We start from the raw sequence: 18,350 nt of genomic DNA on the forward strand, positions 1-18,350 counted from the left end.
AAGAATCCAGAATCGAAAATCGAGCATCACGCATAAATCCGAATCAGGTCTTTTAAATTTTCATAGGTATTCGCCAGCACTTCATCCAACTCAGAGCGATGAAACCAGCGTACTTCGGTGATTCCTTCGTCTGTTTCCGGCAGCCCCTCGCTTGCTCCGTCGTATTCCATTTCAAACCAATGCGTCGGTTTAAAAACCCATTTTCCTTTTGTATCCGGGTAAGGCGATTGGTAAATATGAAAAGTCGAAGGCAAAGTTTTCACAATCGCATGTCCGCTGATTCCGCATTCTTCTTCCACTTCGCGCAACGCAGCCTGCGATGCGGATTCTCCTTTATCAATCTTCCCTTTTGGCAAGTCCCATTTTCCGTTTCTGAAAATAAAAAGAATCCTGTCCTTTCGTTTCACCACTCCACCTGCTGCCTCCACATTCAGCAAGGCCGATTGAAAGAACTGAAAGGCTTTCTCCGGATGTTCATGTTCTATAACAGCCTCCCGGCATTCTGTCTTAAGCAGGCTTTCCAGGTATGTTAACACCTCCGAACCATCAGTAAAAGCGGGTGAAACAGAGCTTGTTTTCGCAAATGTTATCATCGCAGGCGAGGAAAACACAATCCTCTTTTCATTCAAAAAAACTTTATACTTTTGCATCGAACAAAATAGCATTTATCATGAAGTCAACTCAAATCGAAGTTACCAACCGACTGTTAGAAATCAACACCATAAAGATACAACCCAACAATCCTTTTACATGGGCTTCCGGCTGGAAATCGCCGATTTATTGCGATAACCGTAAGATTTTGTCTTACCCGGAAACGCGCACTTTCATCCGCGACAAGTTTGTGGAAGTAATCCGTGAAAAATACCCGGACGCCGAAGTGATTGCCGGAGTGGCAACCGGCGCCATTGCCATGGGAGTATTGGTGGCCGAACAAATGGGCTTGCCCTTTATTTATGTTCGCTCGTCGCCAAAAGGACACGGCTTGGAAAACCTGATCGAAGGCGACCTGAAACCGTTTCAAAAAGTGGTGGTGATCGAAGACCTGGTATCAACCGGGATCAGCAGCCTGAAAGCTGCCGAAGCAGTCAACAATTTTGGTGGCGATGTTGTGGGAATGGTTTCCATTTTCACCTACAACTTCCCGCATGCCAAAGAAAACTTTAAGAAAGCCGGCATCGAACTTACTTCGTTAAGCCGCTACCAAATCCTGATTGACCTGGCTCTTGAAAAGGGAGAAATCACCCAAGATCAGGTTGAATCGTTGATGGGATGGCGCGAAGACCCGGCCAACTGGGGAAAATAATTTTAGAACTTTATCAAAAACAGATAGATCCCGCTCCCGGTAACAACCGGGACGGGATTTTTTTTCAAAAGCAGACAGATGGGAGTTAACAAATACGTAAGCGACGTAAAAACAATCGGACACAACCAGCAAGTTGTATTTAATTATTTGTCGAATTTCGAGAACCTGGCAGGCTACATGAATTCAGGATTGATTGAGCGTATCACCGAAAAAGTGCCGCAGATAAAAATCACCGAATTTCAGTCGGACCGCGATTCCTGCAAATTCAACATTACCGGGCTGGGTGTTGCCGAGATCAAAATCATCGACCGCGAACCGTTTAAATCCATCAAAATTGAAAGTTCCGGTGGACTTCCGCTAAGTTTTACGTTCTGGATCCAACTGCTTCCGGTGGATGAATACAACACCAAAATGCGCCTGACACTTCATGCCGAAATGAGTATGATGATTAAAATGATGGTGGGCAACAAACTGGAAGAAGGCCTTAATAATCTGGCCGATACATTGACTAAGCTTCCGTATCAATAGAGCAAACTATAAGGACTGAAGGACTGAGGGATTGAATTATATGAGAAATGCTTGAATGCGAAAATGCTGTAATGCTTGAATAAGTTTACAGTCGCAGTTGCCAGTCGCAGTTTGGCAGTTTTACAATTTAGCAATTCATCAACATTGAAGCTTCAACATCTGCCAGATTAAAAGAGAAGCATCTTACTAAAAAATATACTCCACTTCCTTAAACATATATTCCGTGGTTTTCCCGGAACGGTCTTCCAGCTGAAGTTGCCCGAATTCACCGATTCCGGAAATCCTGGCCTCGAATAGCTGCTTGTTTTTCCGGAAGTTTCTCCATTGGTTAAAGCCAAAAAGTTTGCTTCGATATGCTTCGTCAATTTGCTGAAACTGTCCTGCTTCCAGAAGCGCGTACCACTTTTCAAAATGCTGAAAGAACCCTTTTAACACTTCCTTCGTATCGTAAATTTTTCCGTTCAGCTGCTGCAGAGAAACAGGATTGGGTGCCTTGGAATGAAACACCAACTGGTTCAGGTTAAGTCCGATTCCGATAATCGAAGAATCGAGCGTCGAGCCTTTAATCGAATTCTCGATCAGAATTCCGGCCACTTTACGATTTCCGATGTACATGTCGTTGGGCCACTTAATTGAAACATCATTTACTTCCGGCATTAACAAATCTACTAAAGAAAGGCTGACAATTTTTGATATCAGAAACTGCTTGCCTGCCTCCAGGAAATCAGGATGCAGAATAACACTGGTTAACAGGTTCTTTCCTTCCTCACTTTCCCAGAAATTACCCGGCTGTCCCTTCCCCCGGGTCTGGAAATGTGCCAAAACGACAGTGCCATTTGCGACCCCGTCCGAAACAAGTTGCTTGGCATAGTTGTTGGTACTGTCGACCTCGTCTAAAAAGATGATATTTCGGCCCATTAAAAACATTTGAGGATCAAAAGTAAACCATTCTGACAAAAAATGGTTAATGGACAAAAAGATTATCTTTGTAAGGTTCAAGATTAATTTATGAAGCAAAAAAAAGCAGAAACAGATAAACTAACAGAAGCAATCCTCGAAGGGATACAACGTTTAAAAGGAAAAAAAATCACAATTATTGATTTAGAGAGCATCAAGCATACCGAATGCAGTTCTTTCATAATTTGTCACGGAACATCCTCTACACATGTTGATTCCATTGCACATTCGGTGGAAGCAACCGTTAAGGAAATGCTCGGAGAAGATGTTTGGCACAGAGACGGATACCGGAACGCTATGTGGATTTTGTTGGATTACGGCGATGTTATGGTACATGTTTTCCAGGAAGAACCCCGTCAGTTTTACAATCTCGAAGGCCTTTGGGCCGATGCAAAATCAAGAACAATAGAAGAAGATTAATACGTATCATGGCAGAAAACAATCAGAATAACAATCAAAAACAACAAAATGGGAAAGACAATCCTTTCGGACGTTTTTCTCCCAATAAAAAAGGCGATGGAAAACCGCCGAAATTCAATGCTTACTGGATCTACGGTATTATTGCCATCGTATTTCTGGTGGTTCAGTACTACATCAGTTACAGTCATGGTCCCATTGACACCAACTGGGGCGAAGTAAAACAGATGATTGAAAACGGCGACGTTGAGCGCCTGGAGGTGATCAACGAAAAAGAAGCCAATGTCTACATCAAAAAAGACCACTTAAAAAACTACGAAGATAGATTCCAGGGGAATTTCTCAAAGCCTGCCGAAGTGGGTCCTCATTTCACCTTTAAAACAGGTCCGATTGAGAAATTCGCCACCGATTTAGCCAAAGCACAGGAAGGAAAACCGGACGAAATTCTCCCTTCGTACAAAGACGAAAATAACTGGCTCCGTGATATTCTTCTTTCGTTTGGGCCCTTTATCATCATCATTTTACTCTGGTGGTGGATCTTCCGCCGGATGAGCCGCGGTGGTGCCGGTGGTGGTGCCGGTGGTATTTTCAACGTAGGAAAATCGCAGGCAAAGATATTTGACAAAGACCAACGTGTTTCCACCACATTTAAAGATGTGGCCGGGTTGGCAGAAGCCAAGCAGGAAGTGGAAGAAATTGTGGAGTTTTTGAAAAATCCCGCAAAGTACACCAAACTGGGAGGTAAAATTCCAAAAGGAGCTTTGCTGGTAGGCCCTCCCGGAACAGGAAAAACCCTGCTCGCAAAAGCAGTGGCAGGTGAGGCCAACGTACCTTTCTTCTCGATGTCGGGTTCCGACTTTGTTGAAATGTTCGTAGGTGTTGGAGCATCGCGTGTGCGCGACCTGTTTAAACAAGCCAAGGAAAAAGCACCTTGTATTGTTTTTATTGATGAGATTGATGCCATCGGGCGTGCCCGTGGACGGAACCCCAACATGGGATCGAACGACGAGCGCGAAAACACACTGAACCAGTTGCTGACCGAAATGGATGGTTTTGACACCAACAGCGGGGTAATTATCTTGGCAGCTACGAACCGTGCCGATATTCTAGACCGCGCGTTGATGCGTGCCGGACGTTTCGACCGTCAGATTCACGTGGAGCTTCCCGATTTGAACGAGCGTACCGAGATATTCAGGGTTCACTTGCGTCCGCTGAAACTGAGTGAAGACGTAAAAGTTGATTTTCTGTCGAAACAAACGCCCGGTTTCTCGGGTGCCGATATTGCCAATGTTTGTAACGAAGCAGCCTTGATTGCCGCCCGTAAAAACAAGGACTCGGTAACCAAACAGGATTTCCTGGATGCCGTTGACCGGATCATTGGCGGACTGGAGAAAAAGAATAAAATTATTTCGCAGGAAGAGAAAAAGACCATTGCATACCACGAAGCAGGGCACGCCACCATCAGCTGGCTGCTCGAATATGCCCACCCGCTGGTAAAAGTTACCATTGTTCCCCGCGGGAAAGCGCTCGGTGCTGCCTGGTACCTGCCGGAAGAAAGATCCATCACCACCAAGGAACAACTTTTGGATGAGATGGCCTCTGCACTGGGTGGACGTGCGGCAGAAGAAATTGTTTTCGGAAAAATTTCGTCGGGCGCACAAAACGACCTTGAGAAAATTACCAAACAAGCCTATGCCATGGTAAGTATTTTTGGGATGAGCGAAAAGGTAGGAAATGTAAGCTATTATGATTCTACCGGGCAATCAGATTACTCGTTTACAAAACCTTACAGTGAAAAAACCGCTGAACTGATCGACGAAGAAGTAAAAATACTGATAGACGCACAGTACGAAAGAGCCAAACAAGTTTTGCGCGACAATGCGGAAGGACACAGTAAACTGGCCAATTTATTGCTCGAGCGTGAGGTGATCTTTAGCGAAGATCTGGAAGAGATTTTTGGAAAACGTCCGTGGGAGAAAAAGCACCTGATTGGTGAAAATGGCAACGGCGATAGCAAAACGCCTAAAATTTCCACTGACGAACCAAAGGACGTTCAAGACACTGAAACAGAAGTTTTACCTGAATAAAGATGACTTCGGCCCGGGAGGAAATATTAAACAGGCTTCAGCAAGCCACTCATCCGGAGCCGGACGAAATACCCGATTTTAACACTCCCGTTTATTTTCCCATCGATCAGCCTTTGGAACTGGCTTTCAAAGAGAACCTGGAGAAAATAAGCGGGAATGTTGTTTTATGTGAGTCTGAAACCGATTTGTACAAGCGCCTCAAAAAGTTTCTTGAAGCATTTTCTCCGGAAAAGATTTACTGCAACGAAACCCTACTTCAGCAAGGATTAAAAGAAAACGGGATCGGCTTTTCCAGCGGTTCTGAACTTCCTTCAGATCTGGAAGCGGGTATTACCAGTTGCGAATTTCTGATCGCACACACCGGGTCAGTGATGGTTAGTTCTGCCATTGAAGGCGGTCGCCGGATGTTTGTTTATCCTCCGGTTCATATTGTGATTGCCCGAAAAGATCAGCTGGTTGCATACCTTGACGAGGCTTACACTGCCATTCAAAACAAATATAAGGACATTCTTCCCTCCCACATTGCGTTGATTACCGGGCCTAGCCGGACTGCCGATATCGAAAAAACACTGGTAATGGGAGCGCACGGGCCGCGTGCAATACATGTATTTATCGTTTAATTGATACAATTATCCAGCATAGCCATATTTTCTTAACTTTACGCCATGGAAAAAGGATGGACTGAAGTTTATATGACGGCGATTGAATACGAAGCTGAAATGGCGAAAGACATTCTGGCAAATGCCGGCATTAAATCAGTTATTTTAAACCAACACGATACAGCTTACCAGTCCTTCGGGGAATTCATTTTATATGTGTCGGAAGCCGATTATCAAAAAGCTGTTGTGTTACTCAAAAATCTAAAGGAAGGTGAGTAACTTAACAAAACGATCGATCTGGGGCCTGATCTATGTAGTTGTGATGATGGGCGGCCTTTTGTTTCACCCTATCGCGTTTGCCGTGGTATTCGGAACACTTTTATTTTTTACCCAATACGAATTTTATGCGCTGGTTGAAGCCGCGGGACACAAAATTTCCCGCCTGCCCGGCACTTTAATGGGCGTATTCTATTTTCTGATCTGCGCCGGTATTGCCAATAGCTTACTTCCCAAATCCCTGCTACTCATTTGTATCCCCATTATTCTTTTAATGTTTATCATCGAATTATTTCGCAGAAACCATAATACGCTGGAAAGAAGCGGACTCACCGTACTTGGCTTTATTTACATCGCCATCCCGTTTGCACTGATGAATTTTATTGTGAACAGTTCGCTAAACGGGCAAACCAATGTTTACTATCCCTGGATCATGGCCGGCGTTTTCCTCATCTTGTGGACAAACGATTCGTTTGCCTACCTGATCGGAACCCGTTTTGGAAAACACAAAATGTGTACGCGCATTTCGCCGGCTAAATCGTGGGAAGGATTGATCGGAGGTGCTGTGTTTGCCATTGTCATGGGAATCGTGAATGCGGTTCTTTTCCAGGCAGTGGATATGCTTAGCTGGATCGTTATTGCAGTTTTGACCGTTGGTTTCGGTACGCTGGGCGATCTTTTTGAATCCAAAATAAAGCGGGAGATTGGCACCAAAGATTCGGGAAATATCCTGCCGGGACACGGCGGTTTTCTCGACCGTCTCGACAGTCTGCTGTTTGCCATTCCCGTCGTATTTATCTGGTTAATGCTTTCAGGAAAATTTTAAGACATGCGATCAATTATTCGTCAAATACCCAATTTCATCACCCTGATGAACCTTTCGTCGGGAGTACTTGCCACCATTTTTGCCATCGACGGACACCTGATCTGGGCCGGAATTTTTATCTGCCTGGCATCGGTTTTCGATTTTATGGATGGTTTCGCGGCTCGCCTTTTAAAGGCTTATTCCGAAACAGGAAAAGAACTCGATTCGTTATCCGATGTCGTTTCCTTTGGTGTGGCGCCCGGAGCTATTTTGTTCACCTTGCTTGAATTCTCACTTTTCGGGAAAAACCAACCCATTTACGAAATAAGTGCCAACTGGTACCAGTGGATAATTCTTTTTTCGGCACTGCTGCTACCTATTTTTGGTGCCATTCGTTTGGCCCGCTTTAACGTACTCGCTGGCGACGAACCTTTCTTCCGCGGCCTGCCCATTCCCTCCAACGGAATTTTCTGGGCTTCTCTGGCGCTGATGCTGGAGTTCCCCAAATACCACGATTACTTCGAAATGATTTATTCCACCAAAAACCTGGTGATTCTCGGCGTGTTTATGGCCGGAATGATGGTGATCAACCTGCCCATGTTTTCACTCAAAATGAAAAACCTGAAATGGAGCGATAACTGGTACCGCTATGTTTTTGTTTTACTGGCCGTCGTTCTGCTTGCCACGTTAAATGTTTACGGACTGGCCTTAACCATTCTGCTTTACATTATACTTAATGTGATTTTTTACCTGGCAAAAGTTAAGCTCTAATCTTTCTTACTTATCAATCCTGTTTTGCGTGGGTAAAATACTTGTCCACAGGAGACTGTTTTGCTGATTTTTTTCCCGTCTGATTTTTCGGGCAGATTTCAGCTTCGTATATAATACCAATTGTTTTTCAGAGTGAGCCTTATGCGAAACTCTGGAATTACAATGGTTAATGCCGATAGACAATTGAAGAGGCTTTAAGAGCGCAGCGAATTTAAGGCTCAATTCAATTGCTAATCGGTATAATTGGCTGATTTTAAGAAAAGAAAAGCCTCTGAAAACGGAAGAAATATTTTCCCGAGGGAAAGATTAATAATACGCCATGACAAATTGACTTCCGAAACCAGAGGCTAATATCTTATATAACACGCTTTAGCAAGTGTCATTTTTTACACTTGTAACATAGTTAACAACAAAGGGGGAAAGTTGTTTTTAAATCAGAAAATAAATTGAATTTTTCTATTTCAATGGAGCGGCAAATTTTAATACATCCGCTTCCGTAATTTCATTGTTGCAAAGAATGATCAGTCGCTCAATCACATTCCTGAACTCGCGGATATTACCGGTCCAGTTAATTCTTTGCAACTCCGCAATTGCATTTTCACTGATTAACTTTTCAGGCATTCCGTACTCGCTGCAAATTTGCTGAATAAAATGGTTCGCCAGCAGCGGGATATCTTCCAGTCGTTCGTTCAGCGTCGGGACCTTGATCAGAATTACACTTAGGCGATGATAAAGGTCTTCGCGAAAATGGTTGTTGTCGATTTCAGCTGAAAGGTTTTTGTTGGTAGCCGCCACAACACGCACATCTACTTTAATTGCCTTATCACCTCCTACCCTGCTGATCTCGTTTTCCTGCAGGGCACGCAAAACTTTTGCCTGTGCCGAAAGACTCATATCTCCAATTTCATCCAGGAACAAAGTACCGCCGTGGGCTTGCTCAAATTTTCCTTTACGTTGTTTTACCGCCGATGTAAAAGCGCCTTTCTCGTGGCCAAACAATTCGCTCTCGATCAACTCAGAAGGAATCGCAGCACAATTCACTTCCACAAACGGGCCGGAAGCGCGGTTGCTCTGCTCGTGAATACGACGAGCCACCAGCTCTTTCCCCGAACCATTTGCCCCGGTAATCAACACACGGGCATCGGTAGGCGCTACCCTGTCGGCCATATCCAGAATATCGGCAATGGCTTTTGATTCGCCAACAATCTCGTATTTTTTACTGACCTTCTTTTTTAGAATTTTCGTTTCTGTTACCAGCGTCGATTTATCCATCGCATTGCGGATGGTAATCAGCAGACGGTTCAGGTCAAGTGGTTTTTCGATGTAATCGTAAGCTCCCTTTTTTATTGAATCAACAGCTGTATCAATGTTACCATGACCCGAGATCATCACCACGGGTGTATCGGGAGCCAGCACTACCATACGTTCCAGAACTTCTATTCCGTCGAGTCCGGGCATTTTAATGTCACACAAAACAATATCGTATTCCGCAGCACGAATCATTTCCAGGCCCTTGTTTCCATCTTCCGCCAGATCAACTTCATACTTTTCATATTCCAGGATATCTTTCAGGGTGTTCCGGATGCTTCTTTCATCATCAATTACGAGGATCTTTGACATTTCGCTTTAATTTTTTGAGAATGTAAAAATAATTCTAGTTGCCCGTAATCAAAAATGATTCCAAACAATACCAGGTCCCGAAAATTACTGAATTAAATTGGGATACACTGCCCGCAAATGCTTTTAAAGTATTCACAACCGATCTCTTCACGGGCAGCATTTTTATTGGTTTTAACCGACCAAACTTAAATGCCTGATTTTTTCAAAATTCAAAATTGAAATCCGGTTCCCCTTTAAGTCCACAATCTTTTCGACCGTAAAATCCTTGATCACGCGCGATAAACTTTCCTGCGACATATTCATAATCGCGGCCATGTCTTTTTTCGACAGCGGAACACTGAATTCCTTTCGTTTGTATATTCTCAGGCTCAGGCACAACAATAAATCGGCAAACCTTCCGTGTAGCTGTTTCAAGGTTAAACACGCCATCCGGTTATAGGAGAAAAGTGTTTCTTCGTTCAGCAGGTTTAAAAGTTGGGAGGCAAACATGGCGTTCTCCGACAGCAACGATTTAACAGCATTCAGATCGAGCAAACAAACGCTTACATCGTCGTAGGCAGTTACTGAGTAGGGATAAATCCCTTGTGAGAAAAGCGCCTGCAACCCGATCATTTTCCCTTTGCTTTCGAGCGATAAAACCAGTTCTTCTGTACCGTGCTCCCGGTACACCTTTACCAGCCCCGACTTGATATAAACGATATGCGCCGCCAGGGCTCCCTGTTTAATGATGGTTTCCCCTTTTTTAAACGTCAGCTCTACTCTGTTCTTGTTGATCTGAATAAGCTCATCTACCGATAATTCTTTAAACGGCAATGATTTACATTCACAATCAACACACTTCTTTAAAATTTTACCTTTTAACATATTTATATAACTACCTGCGTGAATATAAGAATTTCATTTTCTTTTTCTTCTTAGATCAATCATATATTTGATTTTAATCAAAATATTTTCTGAGCAACTCAAAATCTCCTTTTGAGCAGCTTCTACCGACCTTTTTCTTTTTTGAACAAACCGAGATTTAGCTTTGACAAGTTGAATTTATTCAATATCAAAATTCTAAAAGACATGGGAAAGGCAGCGAATGCACTACTTTTTATATGGAGGTATATCTCCCCTATTTCCTGGCTTCTGACCAGGAAGTCCAACTCCTGTTCATTCAAACACATCCCAAAAAATCAACAAGCAAGTACAGTGACAGCACTACACATTATATAATCTAAAACTATGTACAAATGAAAAAAGACCTATTTCTTACACTACTCGTTGCCTTGTTTGCAACACTAACCTTTACCGGCTGTAAAGAGGACATAACAGATTCGGAATTGGGAAACTATGAAGTTTTGACCACCTATCTAAAATCCAACAACCTTGATATCAGCACAGTTACCAGTGGCTTTGTAATGCCTGCCCCTGCTGACGGTAATTTAAGTGCCAAGTGGATCATGGATATCCGCAGTGCTGCCGATTTCGCAACAGCACACATCGCAGGAGCCCACAATGTGCCTTTTGCCGATATTCTTACCACAGCAGCAACCGCCGATAAACCTATCCTGGTAGTTTGCTATACCGGACAAACCGCATGTTATGCCACATCGCTCTTGCGCCTGTACGGTTTCTCGGATGCCCAGGCATTGAAATGGGGAATGAGCGGATGGAACAGCCAGTTTGACAAATGGACGGCGAACTGCAAAGACCTTACAACCGAAAGCAACTGGACAAGTACTGCTACCGAAGCAGGCTCATTTGATATGCCCTCGTGGACCAGCCCAACGATTGACGGCGCCTCACTTTTAAAAGAAAGAGTGGAAGCGGCTGTAGCAGCTGGTTTCAAAACGGCTGCGGGAGCCGATGTGTTGGCAAGTCCTGACAGCTATTACGTCAATAATTTTCTTTCGGAAGCCCACTACACCGGTTTCGGACATGTGAAAAATGCCGTCAGGGTAAACCCGCTGAGCATCGACGAATGCGCCAAACTTGACCCAAATGCAAAAGTGGTTACTTACTGCTACACCGGGCAAACGTCGGCAGTTGTTACGGCTTACCTGAATGTACTTGGGTTCGAGGCCTACAGCATGACCTTTGGCTTAAACGGAGTCACTACCTCCAACCCGTTCTGGACATCAGGCAACGTTTCCAACCACTGGGGCCACGATTCAAAATCAAAAGACCTACCAACAGTTTCCAACTAAACCAGCGATATGTACAAACAGAATGTACTTCCGGTGTCAAAATCATCTAATAAATATTCGACTATGCAAAACAAAATATTTTTCATGCTTGCCATTGCGTTGTTTCTCCAGATCAACGCTTTTGCGCAGGGCTGTGCCGAGCCAAAATCTGCTGACGGAGTAAATGTATTTGGATACCTGCAAACCCAATACGACTACTTCCTTTACGATGAAGCTGAATCTACCTTTGGCTTTAACCGTGCCAGGATTGGCGTGATGGGAAACATTCCCTACGATTTCAGTTACTACGTGTTGCTGGAAACCAGTCCGTTCAAAAAAGACGGCCCCAAAGCCTATTTGCTGGATGCATTTATTACTTACAACCGGTTTTCGTATGCAAAACTGAGCATGGGTTCGTTCAAGTCGCCTTTCGGGCTCGAACTGAGCACCCCGTGCAGCGGCTTACATACCATCAACCGCTCGAAAGTGGTGAACGAACTAACGGCTCCCGACCGCGATATGGGAATTATGTTACTGGGCGGTTCGGACACTACGCTGATTAAGTATGCCATAGCGCTGACAAACGGTCCCGGGCTGCTGGTAGCCGATCAGGATAATTACAAGGACCTTGTGGGCCGCGTTATTGTTCAGCCTGCAAAGTGGATGCACGTTGGCGGTAGCTTTAAAACAGGAAAATCGAAAAACGAAGACCCGACACTCGGAGACGATACCCGCCTAAGACTGGGTGCCGAGTTTGAAGTAAACGTTGCCAATTTCCTGGTTCAGGGAGAATACATTTACGGGAAAGACAAAGGCTCGTACACTGTTGGTGGCGGTTGTGGCGGCGAACCTGCAATTGTACAGGGAGATGTGAAACGTTCGGGTATGTTTATCATGGCTCTTTACAATACTCCCTGGAATTTGCAACCGGTAATTAAATACGAAAATTACAACGACGACCTAGACGCCACACACAACCTTGAGCAGGTAACAACGGTGGGTGTTAATTATTTCTTCAACGACTGGACCCGTTTACAGGTTAACTATGAATACGCTGCTGAACAGGCCAAAGAAATTAAGAACGACCGCATAATGGTTCAACTTCAGGTTAAATTTTAGTGCTACTGCCGGCAAAAAAGCAGAGGCTTAAATTTTAATGTGTAAAATTAGCCAACGGGTGTACCATCCATTGGTATGAACATTACGAAACAGATGAAATACGAATAATTACAAAATTTTAAACGAATGAAACAAAGTAGATACCTTCTGTTGGGAATAGCGTTTTTCCTGACATCATTGATTTCGGCACAGGCACAGGACCTTATTTCGGTGAACGAACTGGCCAAAATCTCTAAAAACACCGATGTGGTGGTAGTGTGGGCAGGTGATGAAGATGGCTACAAAGTACACATCACAGGTGCTGTTAGCATTCCGCACACCTCGCTTTGCAACAACGACCCGGTCCGTAACCTGATCAAACCTACAGCTGAAATGGCCAAAATACTGGGAGAAAAAGGTGTTTCCACCGATAAAACCATCGTGGTTTACGACGAAGGCTCGGGCAAATACGCCAACCGGATGTACTGGATGCTCAAATACCTGGGAGCACCCAACGTAAAAGTACTCGACGGTAACTTTAAAGCCTGGAAAGCCGGAAGAAAACCGGTTACCGGTTCACCGTCGAAAGTTACGGCCACTACGTTTAATGCCAAACCCAACGCGGCCCTGCTGTCCAATATGGATGAAGTGAAAAAGGCAATCGGCAACCCGGCTTATGCTGTGATCGACGCCCGCACCGCAGAAGAATTTGCCGGCACGGCTGAAACCGAGCTTCGCAAAGGGCACATCCCGGGAGCATCGAACATCAATTACGAAACGCTTCTCGACAGCAAGGGAATGCTCAAATCAAAAGAAGAATTACAATCAATTTTCAAAGCCAAAGGTATTACTAGCGACAAAACAGCCATCGTTTACTGCGAAACCAGTGTACGCGCCTGTGTGCTTTACACGGCCCTAAAAACACTGGAATACCCAAAAGTAAAAGTTTACGACGGAGCGTATTTAGAGTGGCAGGCTACCGCATCCAATACGGTAGAATAGCCTTTCACATGTCTTAGTGGCGCCAGGTGAGACCTGGCGCTTTTTTTATGCTCTTTCCCCTTGGCCGGTGCATCGTGTTTCGTTTATAAAAGCGCGGGGTGGAGAGCCAAGGGCCGCGAGCAAAACACGGCAATACGGCAACAAATCCCCTTCAGATTGCTTCTCCGTCCGTCGGCTGACGGACGAATCGCAATGACGTCCGTTTTTGTTTTTCGTTTGGCAGCGGACATCTTGTGTCGTGACTGGAAATTGTCAGCTGCTGTCCGCTGCCGGAACACCCCCTCGTTGACGTCATGGCGAGCCTGCGAAGCCAACTCTTTCAGGAAGCTTGGAGCGAAGAGCATGGAGCAAAGGGCAAAGAGCGCAACTCTGAACACTAAACTCTGAACTACAAGCTTCGGGCAAAATACAATTGACACTGCTTGTTGAACACTCTCCATTACCCTCAAACCTAATCGCTTCAACCTGAGAAAGAACCACCTCAACTCAGGAAATGACCATTTCAACTTGAGAAATAACCGCTCTAACTCGAGAAATACCTGCTGCGAGTCGGGAAATAAGCGCTCTGACTTGAGAAATACCTCCTGCAGGTCAGGAAATAAGCACTTCATGTCGAGAAATAACCTATCTACCTCGGGAAATGACCACTGCAACTCAGGAAATGACTGCTTTTGGTTCGGAAATAACCGCCTTGAGTTAAGAAACAGGTGCCTGAGATCAAGAAATTATTTTTGGCACAAATTTGCTTTTTATCTCATAAAGTGCTAACTAGTAGTATCATTCCAAAATTCTCAAACCATGAACAAAATCCAAATTAACAAAAAAGAGATGTACGATACAGTATCGTCGTGCCTCGACAGTAAGTCGGCTCTTTGGGCATCCATCCCAAAAGTTGGCGAGTTTAAAAATCAGTTTTCGGCAGTAATTGCCCAAATCGAAACGGTGCAGTATGCCCAACAGCAGGCACAGGTATTTTTGGGTAAAAGCAAAACACAAATTAAAAGTGTGGTGGCACAAAAAGCCGATATCCTGAACGATAGCCTTGAAGCCTTTGCACTGGTTACCGGCGACGAAAAACTCAGGGTTAAAATGAGCGCCACCTACTCTGATTTGTACAAGATGCGCAACGCTGACTTTGGTCCGGCAGTGCAAGCCATAATAGCGGCCGCCGAAGAAAACATGGAAGTTTTAACGGCCGAATACGGTGTTACTGCCGAACAAGTGGAAAGTTTAAAAACCGATTTAGATGAATTTCTGGCAATTAACGGCCAGCCACGGGCCTACCAGGTGGCGTCGGTAGAAGCTACCAAAGGCCTGGAATTACTTTTTGAAGAGGCCGACCAAATATTGAACAACCAACTCGACAAAGTAATGAGCATTTTTAAACGGCGCGACCCGGGGTTTTACAACGGGTATCTCGCTGCGCGGGTTATCGTGGACCGATAATTCCCGATAGTTTTAAAGGTTAATAAATGAATGGGCCCGGTTTTCCGGGCCTTTTCTTGAGGAAATTAATAAGAATAATAAAAGAGGTAAGACCTTTCAGTACATCTCAATATGGTATTTATAAGAAGGTCTTTCTTTATATACAAATTAATTAGCGATAAGCTTAAAAACGTAAAATCAAAAACAATGGAAAAACAACTTCAAGATTTAGAATTAAGAATTGAAAAATTAGAGCAATTATTAGATGAAAATCAATTCGCTCCCGAAGAGATGGAGTTTGAAATATTCAAACCAGAAGCAATTAAACTGCAGAGTTTAACTATAAAAACAACAGGGAATCATAGAAAGTGGCGAGAGACTAGAGACTTAAGAGGAGCAATCAAATATTCAAATTGGGCTGTCACTGTTTCGATAGTGAATGAAAATGGAACTGCCGTTAAATGTGATTGGATAAAGTTAAGTAACTGTAATTACAGAATAAAACAGAACCCTATTGCAGTTGAAGCTTCAAGTATCAGTTTCACAACAGATACGGGTAAAGGGTGGGACAACATCAAATTTGATGTGGAAATTAAACAAAATGGTATTCCCTACAATAGAGTAACTATAAACCTTGGATAAATTAAGCCTACAGCTAACCTCGCTGGTGCGCGATTTCATTGCGTTCCGTTCATAAAAAAACACGCGATAAAATTGCACGGGAAGGGGCATCTATCATCTTTCGCAAAGTTTAAAACTTTGGAAAAGCCTGGTGCCCGGAATCCAGCGGATTCGAATGTTTATAGCAGCAAACATGTTCAAAGGGCAATTCGACTCCGACGGGAGTCGCACCGTTACTGATGGGACCCGGGTGCTATAAACATACAATCCCTCCGGGATTATTGGAATGGTGACCAAGCGCTGAACCCGAAAATCGTTCTGCATTAATCAGCCTAATCAGCGGGCAACTTCTTTACAACGCTCGCTGGTGCACGATTGTATCGCGTTCCGTTCATAATTAAAATATCGCACAACTCCCGAGTCACCCAAATAGTAATAAAACTCAAACCCGAACCCATGAGCCGAATACGAAAAAAGAAAAAAACAAACTGCAACAGGAAACAACTGGAGGCTGAAAAACGAAATCATTTTCTCAGGCATATACAACATATTTTTATTGAAAGTGGTTGCGGGCAGGTTTACCGCGTGCTCACACCAACGGTTATGCAAGCATTATATTCTATTAAAGACAGCTCGTTAAAAATACGCCAGGGTAATTGCTCGTGTTTAAGCAACAGCGACATAAAACTACTAAAACAGACGATTGATAAGGAAGCGCAACAAACCAAAGTAACCATAAAAAAGGGCGACTATACTATGTCGATAAAAGAGTTTTATACTTACGGACTGAGTTTGCATGTTTTGCAGACTTGGCTTGCCGAGCAGGAAGAACCGGAAATGCAGGAGGCTTATACCCTTATGAAAGAGCGGTTGGATATTGTACAGGCAGAAACTGATTTCAGATCGCACTTATTTGCTTTTTGCAGTACTTTTTCGATGATGGCATCGGAGCTGAATAAGTTTCAGTCACATGTAAAACCGCAAATTATCAGCGACAACTCGGGACGTATAAAAGGACTGGAGTTTGAACTTAACGCATATCCCTGTGAGCAAAAGAAATTTCGGATTGATGGACATACCCGGCCTGCATTCCGGGTTGGTTCTTATGCTTATTACATGATTCATCCTGAATGGGTGTCTGTTAAGCGTTCATTGTTCGAAAAGCCAACGGCATTTAATAATATCGATATTCCTGTTTACATTCAAACGCACGCCATAAACAGGCTAAGAGAACGGATAGATACACTCAGTCGCGATTGTGTGGAGCTGTATGTATATCTTTCTTTTCAAAACCCGGTTATTACATTCTTTCGGGGAAAAATACTTGTTGATTATGTATATGCCCAAACCAAATTGGGCTATTTATTGGTCGAAATAGCAGACAATGTTTTGTTGATAAAAACATTCTTGCTTCTTACCAATCAGGCAACTCCCGAGGGTGAAAAACTAAAAGATTTAACCGGACTATCGAAAATAGATATGAAATACTGGAATATCGACCGGCTAAGCACGTTTCAAAAAACCGATATGGAAGAAAACGAGGAACTGCAATTGATTTTCAGGAATGCAGGATGTAGCGGGTTATTCAGTAAGGCGGTTAATTTCCTTGAAGAAGAAGAAAAGGAACATAGGAGTATAGCCGATAATTTTCTGAAATATTGTCTCATAGAATAACCCGGGCACTGTTCGTCTGATGCAGACATGTATTTATAAAGTTCACCTCACCGCTGGCGCGATTTTGTAAATTGTGCCTCAACCGGCAAGGCTGAAAAAAGTTAAGACAGTGGTTTCAGTGTTAATTGTTACAAGACCTTCAAGGTTTCGAAAACCTTAAAGGTCTGATAAAGAAGTAGCAAACTCCACTCACTGATGAGTTTCATCTTTTCCAAAGTTTAAAATTTGGAATCATTCAGCGCTAATCTGCGTAATCAGCGCGCAATTTCTTTTCAGCTTAATCAAAAAAATCCCGGTAAAAAACTCACCGGGACTTTCCGAAAATATATACTTGTATGGTTTTTTAGCAACCTCCGGCAGCCACGTTTGTTTTTTCGCGGCGCTGCACCTGAACTTCTTTCTTTTCTGCACCACTGTTAAGAGCGCCTTCTTTAGGGGCAGCCATTTCAGCATAATCAAAACGTGCAAATCCTTTCAAATACCCATCGTCATCAACCGTAGAATACAGATCATCTTTGTGCTGAAAGTAATAATTGTATCCACCCAGCAGTAACTTAACGTTGCTGAATCCTACCTGGCGGAACAGCATGAGCGGGCCGTTGCCCTGCAGTTCATCCTGGCCGTACAGCACCACCGTAAAACCCTTTTCCTTCAGCTCTTCCAAACGCTCTATGTTTTCCTCTTTGGTCAGATCGTTGGCCGACAGGTTTTCGGCTCCCGGAATATGTCCCTGTCCAAAAACAAACCGGTCGCGAATATCAAAAAGAATGATCGTATCGGCTTCCTTGGCGATCACAGCCTCCAGGTCCCAGGGATAGAAATACAGCTCAGACTCGGTGAGTTCCCTGATGCTTTCGTCCATCGTTAACTGGTAAGCCATTAAGGGCTTCTGCATGGTTAGGAAACCAATGATCAGAAGAACCACAAAAGCAGAAAGAGCGATAAGCGTTCTCCACGGATTTAATTCATGTATATGCATGGTAATAGTTTTTTACG

The 18,350-nt window shown here is 43.8% G+C and carries 19 protein-coding genes; 14 read left to right on the forward strand and 5 right to left on the reverse strand.

Going from position 1 to position 18,350, the window contains the following annotated elements:
- Window positions 1-26 precede the first annotated feature (26 nt).
- Window positions 27-650, reverse strand: coding sequence for an NUDIX hydrolase (locus tag INQ51_RS04730; protein WP_233376731.1), 624 nt, complete (start codon window positions 648-650; stop codon window positions 27-29).
- Window positions 651-670: 20 nt separating this feature from the next.
- On the opposite strand from INQ51_RS04730, the gene pyrE reads away from it, so the two are divergent.
- Both pyrE and INQ51_RS04740 read left to right on the forward strand, forming a co-directional pair.
- Window positions 671-1,303: an orotate phosphoribosyltransferase gene (gene pyrE, locus INQ51_RS04735; RefSeq protein ID WP_233376732.1), complete on the forward strand. Its 633-nt coding sequence runs from the start codon at window positions 671-673 to the stop codon at window positions 1,301-1,303.
- A 78-nt stretch (window positions 1,304-1,381) separates the two neighbouring features.
- Window positions 1,382-1,831, forward strand: coding sequence for an SRPBCC family protein (locus INQ51_RS04740; RefSeq protein ID WP_119437221.1), 450 nt, complete (start codon window positions 1,382-1,384; stop codon window positions 1,829-1,831).
- A gap of 186 nt (window positions 1,832-2,017) precedes the next feature.
- Here INQ51_RS04740 and INQ51_RS04745 read toward each other — a convergent pair whose 3' ends face one another.
- The gene (locus INQ51_RS04745; RefSeq protein WP_233376733.1) at window positions 2,018-2,749 is read right to left on the reverse strand and encodes a biotin--[acetyl-CoA-carboxylase] ligase; all 732 of its coding nucleotides are present in this window, start codon (window positions 2,747-2,749) and stop codon (window positions 2,018-2,020) included.
- 90 nt (window positions 2,750-2,839) lie between these two features.
- On the opposite strand from INQ51_RS04745, the gene rsfS reads away from it, so the two are divergent.
- From rsfS to INQ51_RS04775, 6 genes are read left to right on the forward strand one after another with little or no spacing between them, the layout of a single operon-like run.
- On the forward strand, window positions 2,840-3,208 hold the full coding sequence (gene rsfS / locus INQ51_RS04750) for a ribosome silencing factor (protein ID WP_119437223.1): 369 nt from the start codon (window positions 2,840-2,842) through the stop codon (window positions 3,206-3,208).
- 8 nt (window positions 3,209-3,216) lie between these two features.
- Complete coding sequence (gene ftsH, locus INQ51_RS04755; protein WP_233376734.1) at window positions 3,217-5,292, forward strand: ATP-dependent zinc metalloprotease FtsH; 2,076 nt, start codon at window positions 3,217-3,219, stop codon at window positions 5,290-5,292.
- A 2-nt stretch (window positions 5,293-5,294) separates the two neighbouring features.
- Window positions 5,295-5,912 (forward strand): lactate utilization protein C, encoded by a 618-nt coding sequence (locus tag INQ51_RS04760; RefSeq protein WP_233376735.1) that lies wholly within the window; start codon window positions 5,295-5,297, stop codon window positions 5,910-5,912.
- A gap of 45 nt (window positions 5,913-5,957) precedes the next feature.
- Window positions 5,958-6,170, forward strand: a complete 213-nt coding sequence (locus INQ51_RS04765) for a DUF2007 domain-containing protein (RefSeq protein WP_233376736.1) — start codon at window positions 5,958-5,960, stop codon at window positions 6,168-6,170.
- Entirely contained in the window at window positions 6,163-6,993 is an 831-nt protein-coding gene (locus INQ51_RS04770; protein WP_233376737.1) for a phosphatidate cytidylyltransferase, read from the forward strand. The genes INQ51_RS04765 and INQ51_RS04770 overlap by 8 nt, the downstream gene beginning before the upstream one ends.
- Before the next feature lie 3 nt (window positions 6,994-6,996).
- A complete protein-coding gene (locus INQ51_RS04775; RefSeq protein ID WP_233376738.1) occupies window positions 6,997-7,743 on the forward strand; it encodes a CDP-alcohol phosphatidyltransferase family protein in 747 nt (248 codons plus the stop codon).
- A 456-nt stretch (window positions 7,744-8,199) separates the two neighbouring features.
- Here INQ51_RS04775 and INQ51_RS04780 read toward each other — a convergent pair whose 3' ends face one another.
- Window positions 8,200-9,363, reverse strand: coding sequence for a sigma-54-dependent transcriptional regulator (locus INQ51_RS04780; RefSeq protein WP_233376739.1), 1,164 nt, complete (start codon window positions 9,361-9,363; stop codon window positions 8,200-8,202).
- 171 nt (window positions 9,364-9,534) lie between these two features.
- Window positions 9,535-10,176 (reverse strand): Crp/Fnr family transcriptional regulator, encoded by a 642-nt coding sequence (locus INQ51_RS04785; protein WP_233376740.1) that lies wholly within the window; start codon window positions 10,174-10,176, stop codon window positions 9,535-9,537.
- A 422-nt stretch (window positions 10,177-10,598) separates the two neighbouring features.
- Between INQ51_RS04785 and INQ51_RS04790 the strand changes: the two genes are divergently transcribed.
- The 6 genes from INQ51_RS04790 to INQ51_RS04815 all read left to right on the forward strand — a co-directional run bounded on the left by INQ51_RS04790 (window position 10,599) and on the right by INQ51_RS04815 (window position 17,354).
- Window positions 10,599-11,555, forward strand: coding sequence for a rhodanese-like domain-containing protein (locus INQ51_RS04790; RefSeq protein WP_233376741.1), 957 nt, complete (start codon window positions 10,599-10,601; stop codon window positions 11,553-11,555).
- 63 nt (window positions 11,556-11,618) lie between these two features.
- Window positions 11,619-12,653, forward strand: a complete 1,035-nt coding sequence (locus INQ51_RS04795; RefSeq protein ID WP_233376742.1) for a porin — start codon at window positions 11,619-11,621, stop codon at window positions 12,651-12,653.
- Between the two features lie 126 nt (window positions 12,654-12,779).
- Window positions 12,780-13,634: a sulfurtransferase gene (locus INQ51_RS04800; protein ID WP_233376743.1), complete on the forward strand. Its 855-nt coding sequence runs from the start codon at window positions 12,780-12,782 to the stop codon at window positions 13,632-13,634.
- 798 nt (window positions 13,635-14,432) lie between these two features.
- Window positions 14,433-15,080, forward strand: a complete 648-nt coding sequence (locus INQ51_RS04805; protein ID WP_233376744.1) for a hypothetical protein — start codon at window positions 14,433-14,435, stop codon at window positions 15,078-15,080.
- A gap of 186 nt (window positions 15,081-15,266) precedes the next feature.
- Entirely contained in the window at window positions 15,267-15,701 is a 435-nt protein-coding gene (locus INQ51_RS04810; RefSeq protein WP_233376745.1) for a hypothetical protein, read from the forward strand.
- Between the two features lie 435 nt (window positions 15,702-16,136).
- The gene (locus INQ51_RS04815) at window positions 16,137-17,354 is read left to right on the forward strand and encodes a hypothetical protein (protein WP_233376746.1); all 1,218 of its coding nucleotides are present in this window, start codon (window positions 16,137-16,139) and stop codon (window positions 17,352-17,354) included.
- 343 nt (window positions 17,355-17,697) lie between these two features.
- Here INQ51_RS04815 and INQ51_RS04820 read toward each other — a convergent pair whose 3' ends face one another.
- Window positions 17,698-18,333 carry a rhodanese-like domain-containing protein gene (locus INQ51_RS04820; protein ID WP_233376747.1) on the reverse strand — a complete coding sequence of 212 codons (636 nt, stop codon included), beginning with the start codon at window positions 18,331-18,333 and terminating at the stop codon, window positions 17,698-17,700.
- Window positions 18,334-18,350 lie beyond the last annotated feature (17 nt).

Origin of the sequence: Maribellus sp. CM-23 (assembly GCF_021354595.1) — a bacterium.
Taxonomy (GTDB): domain Bacteria; phylum Bacteroidota; class Bacteroidia; order Bacteroidales; family Prolixibacteraceae; genus Draconibacterium.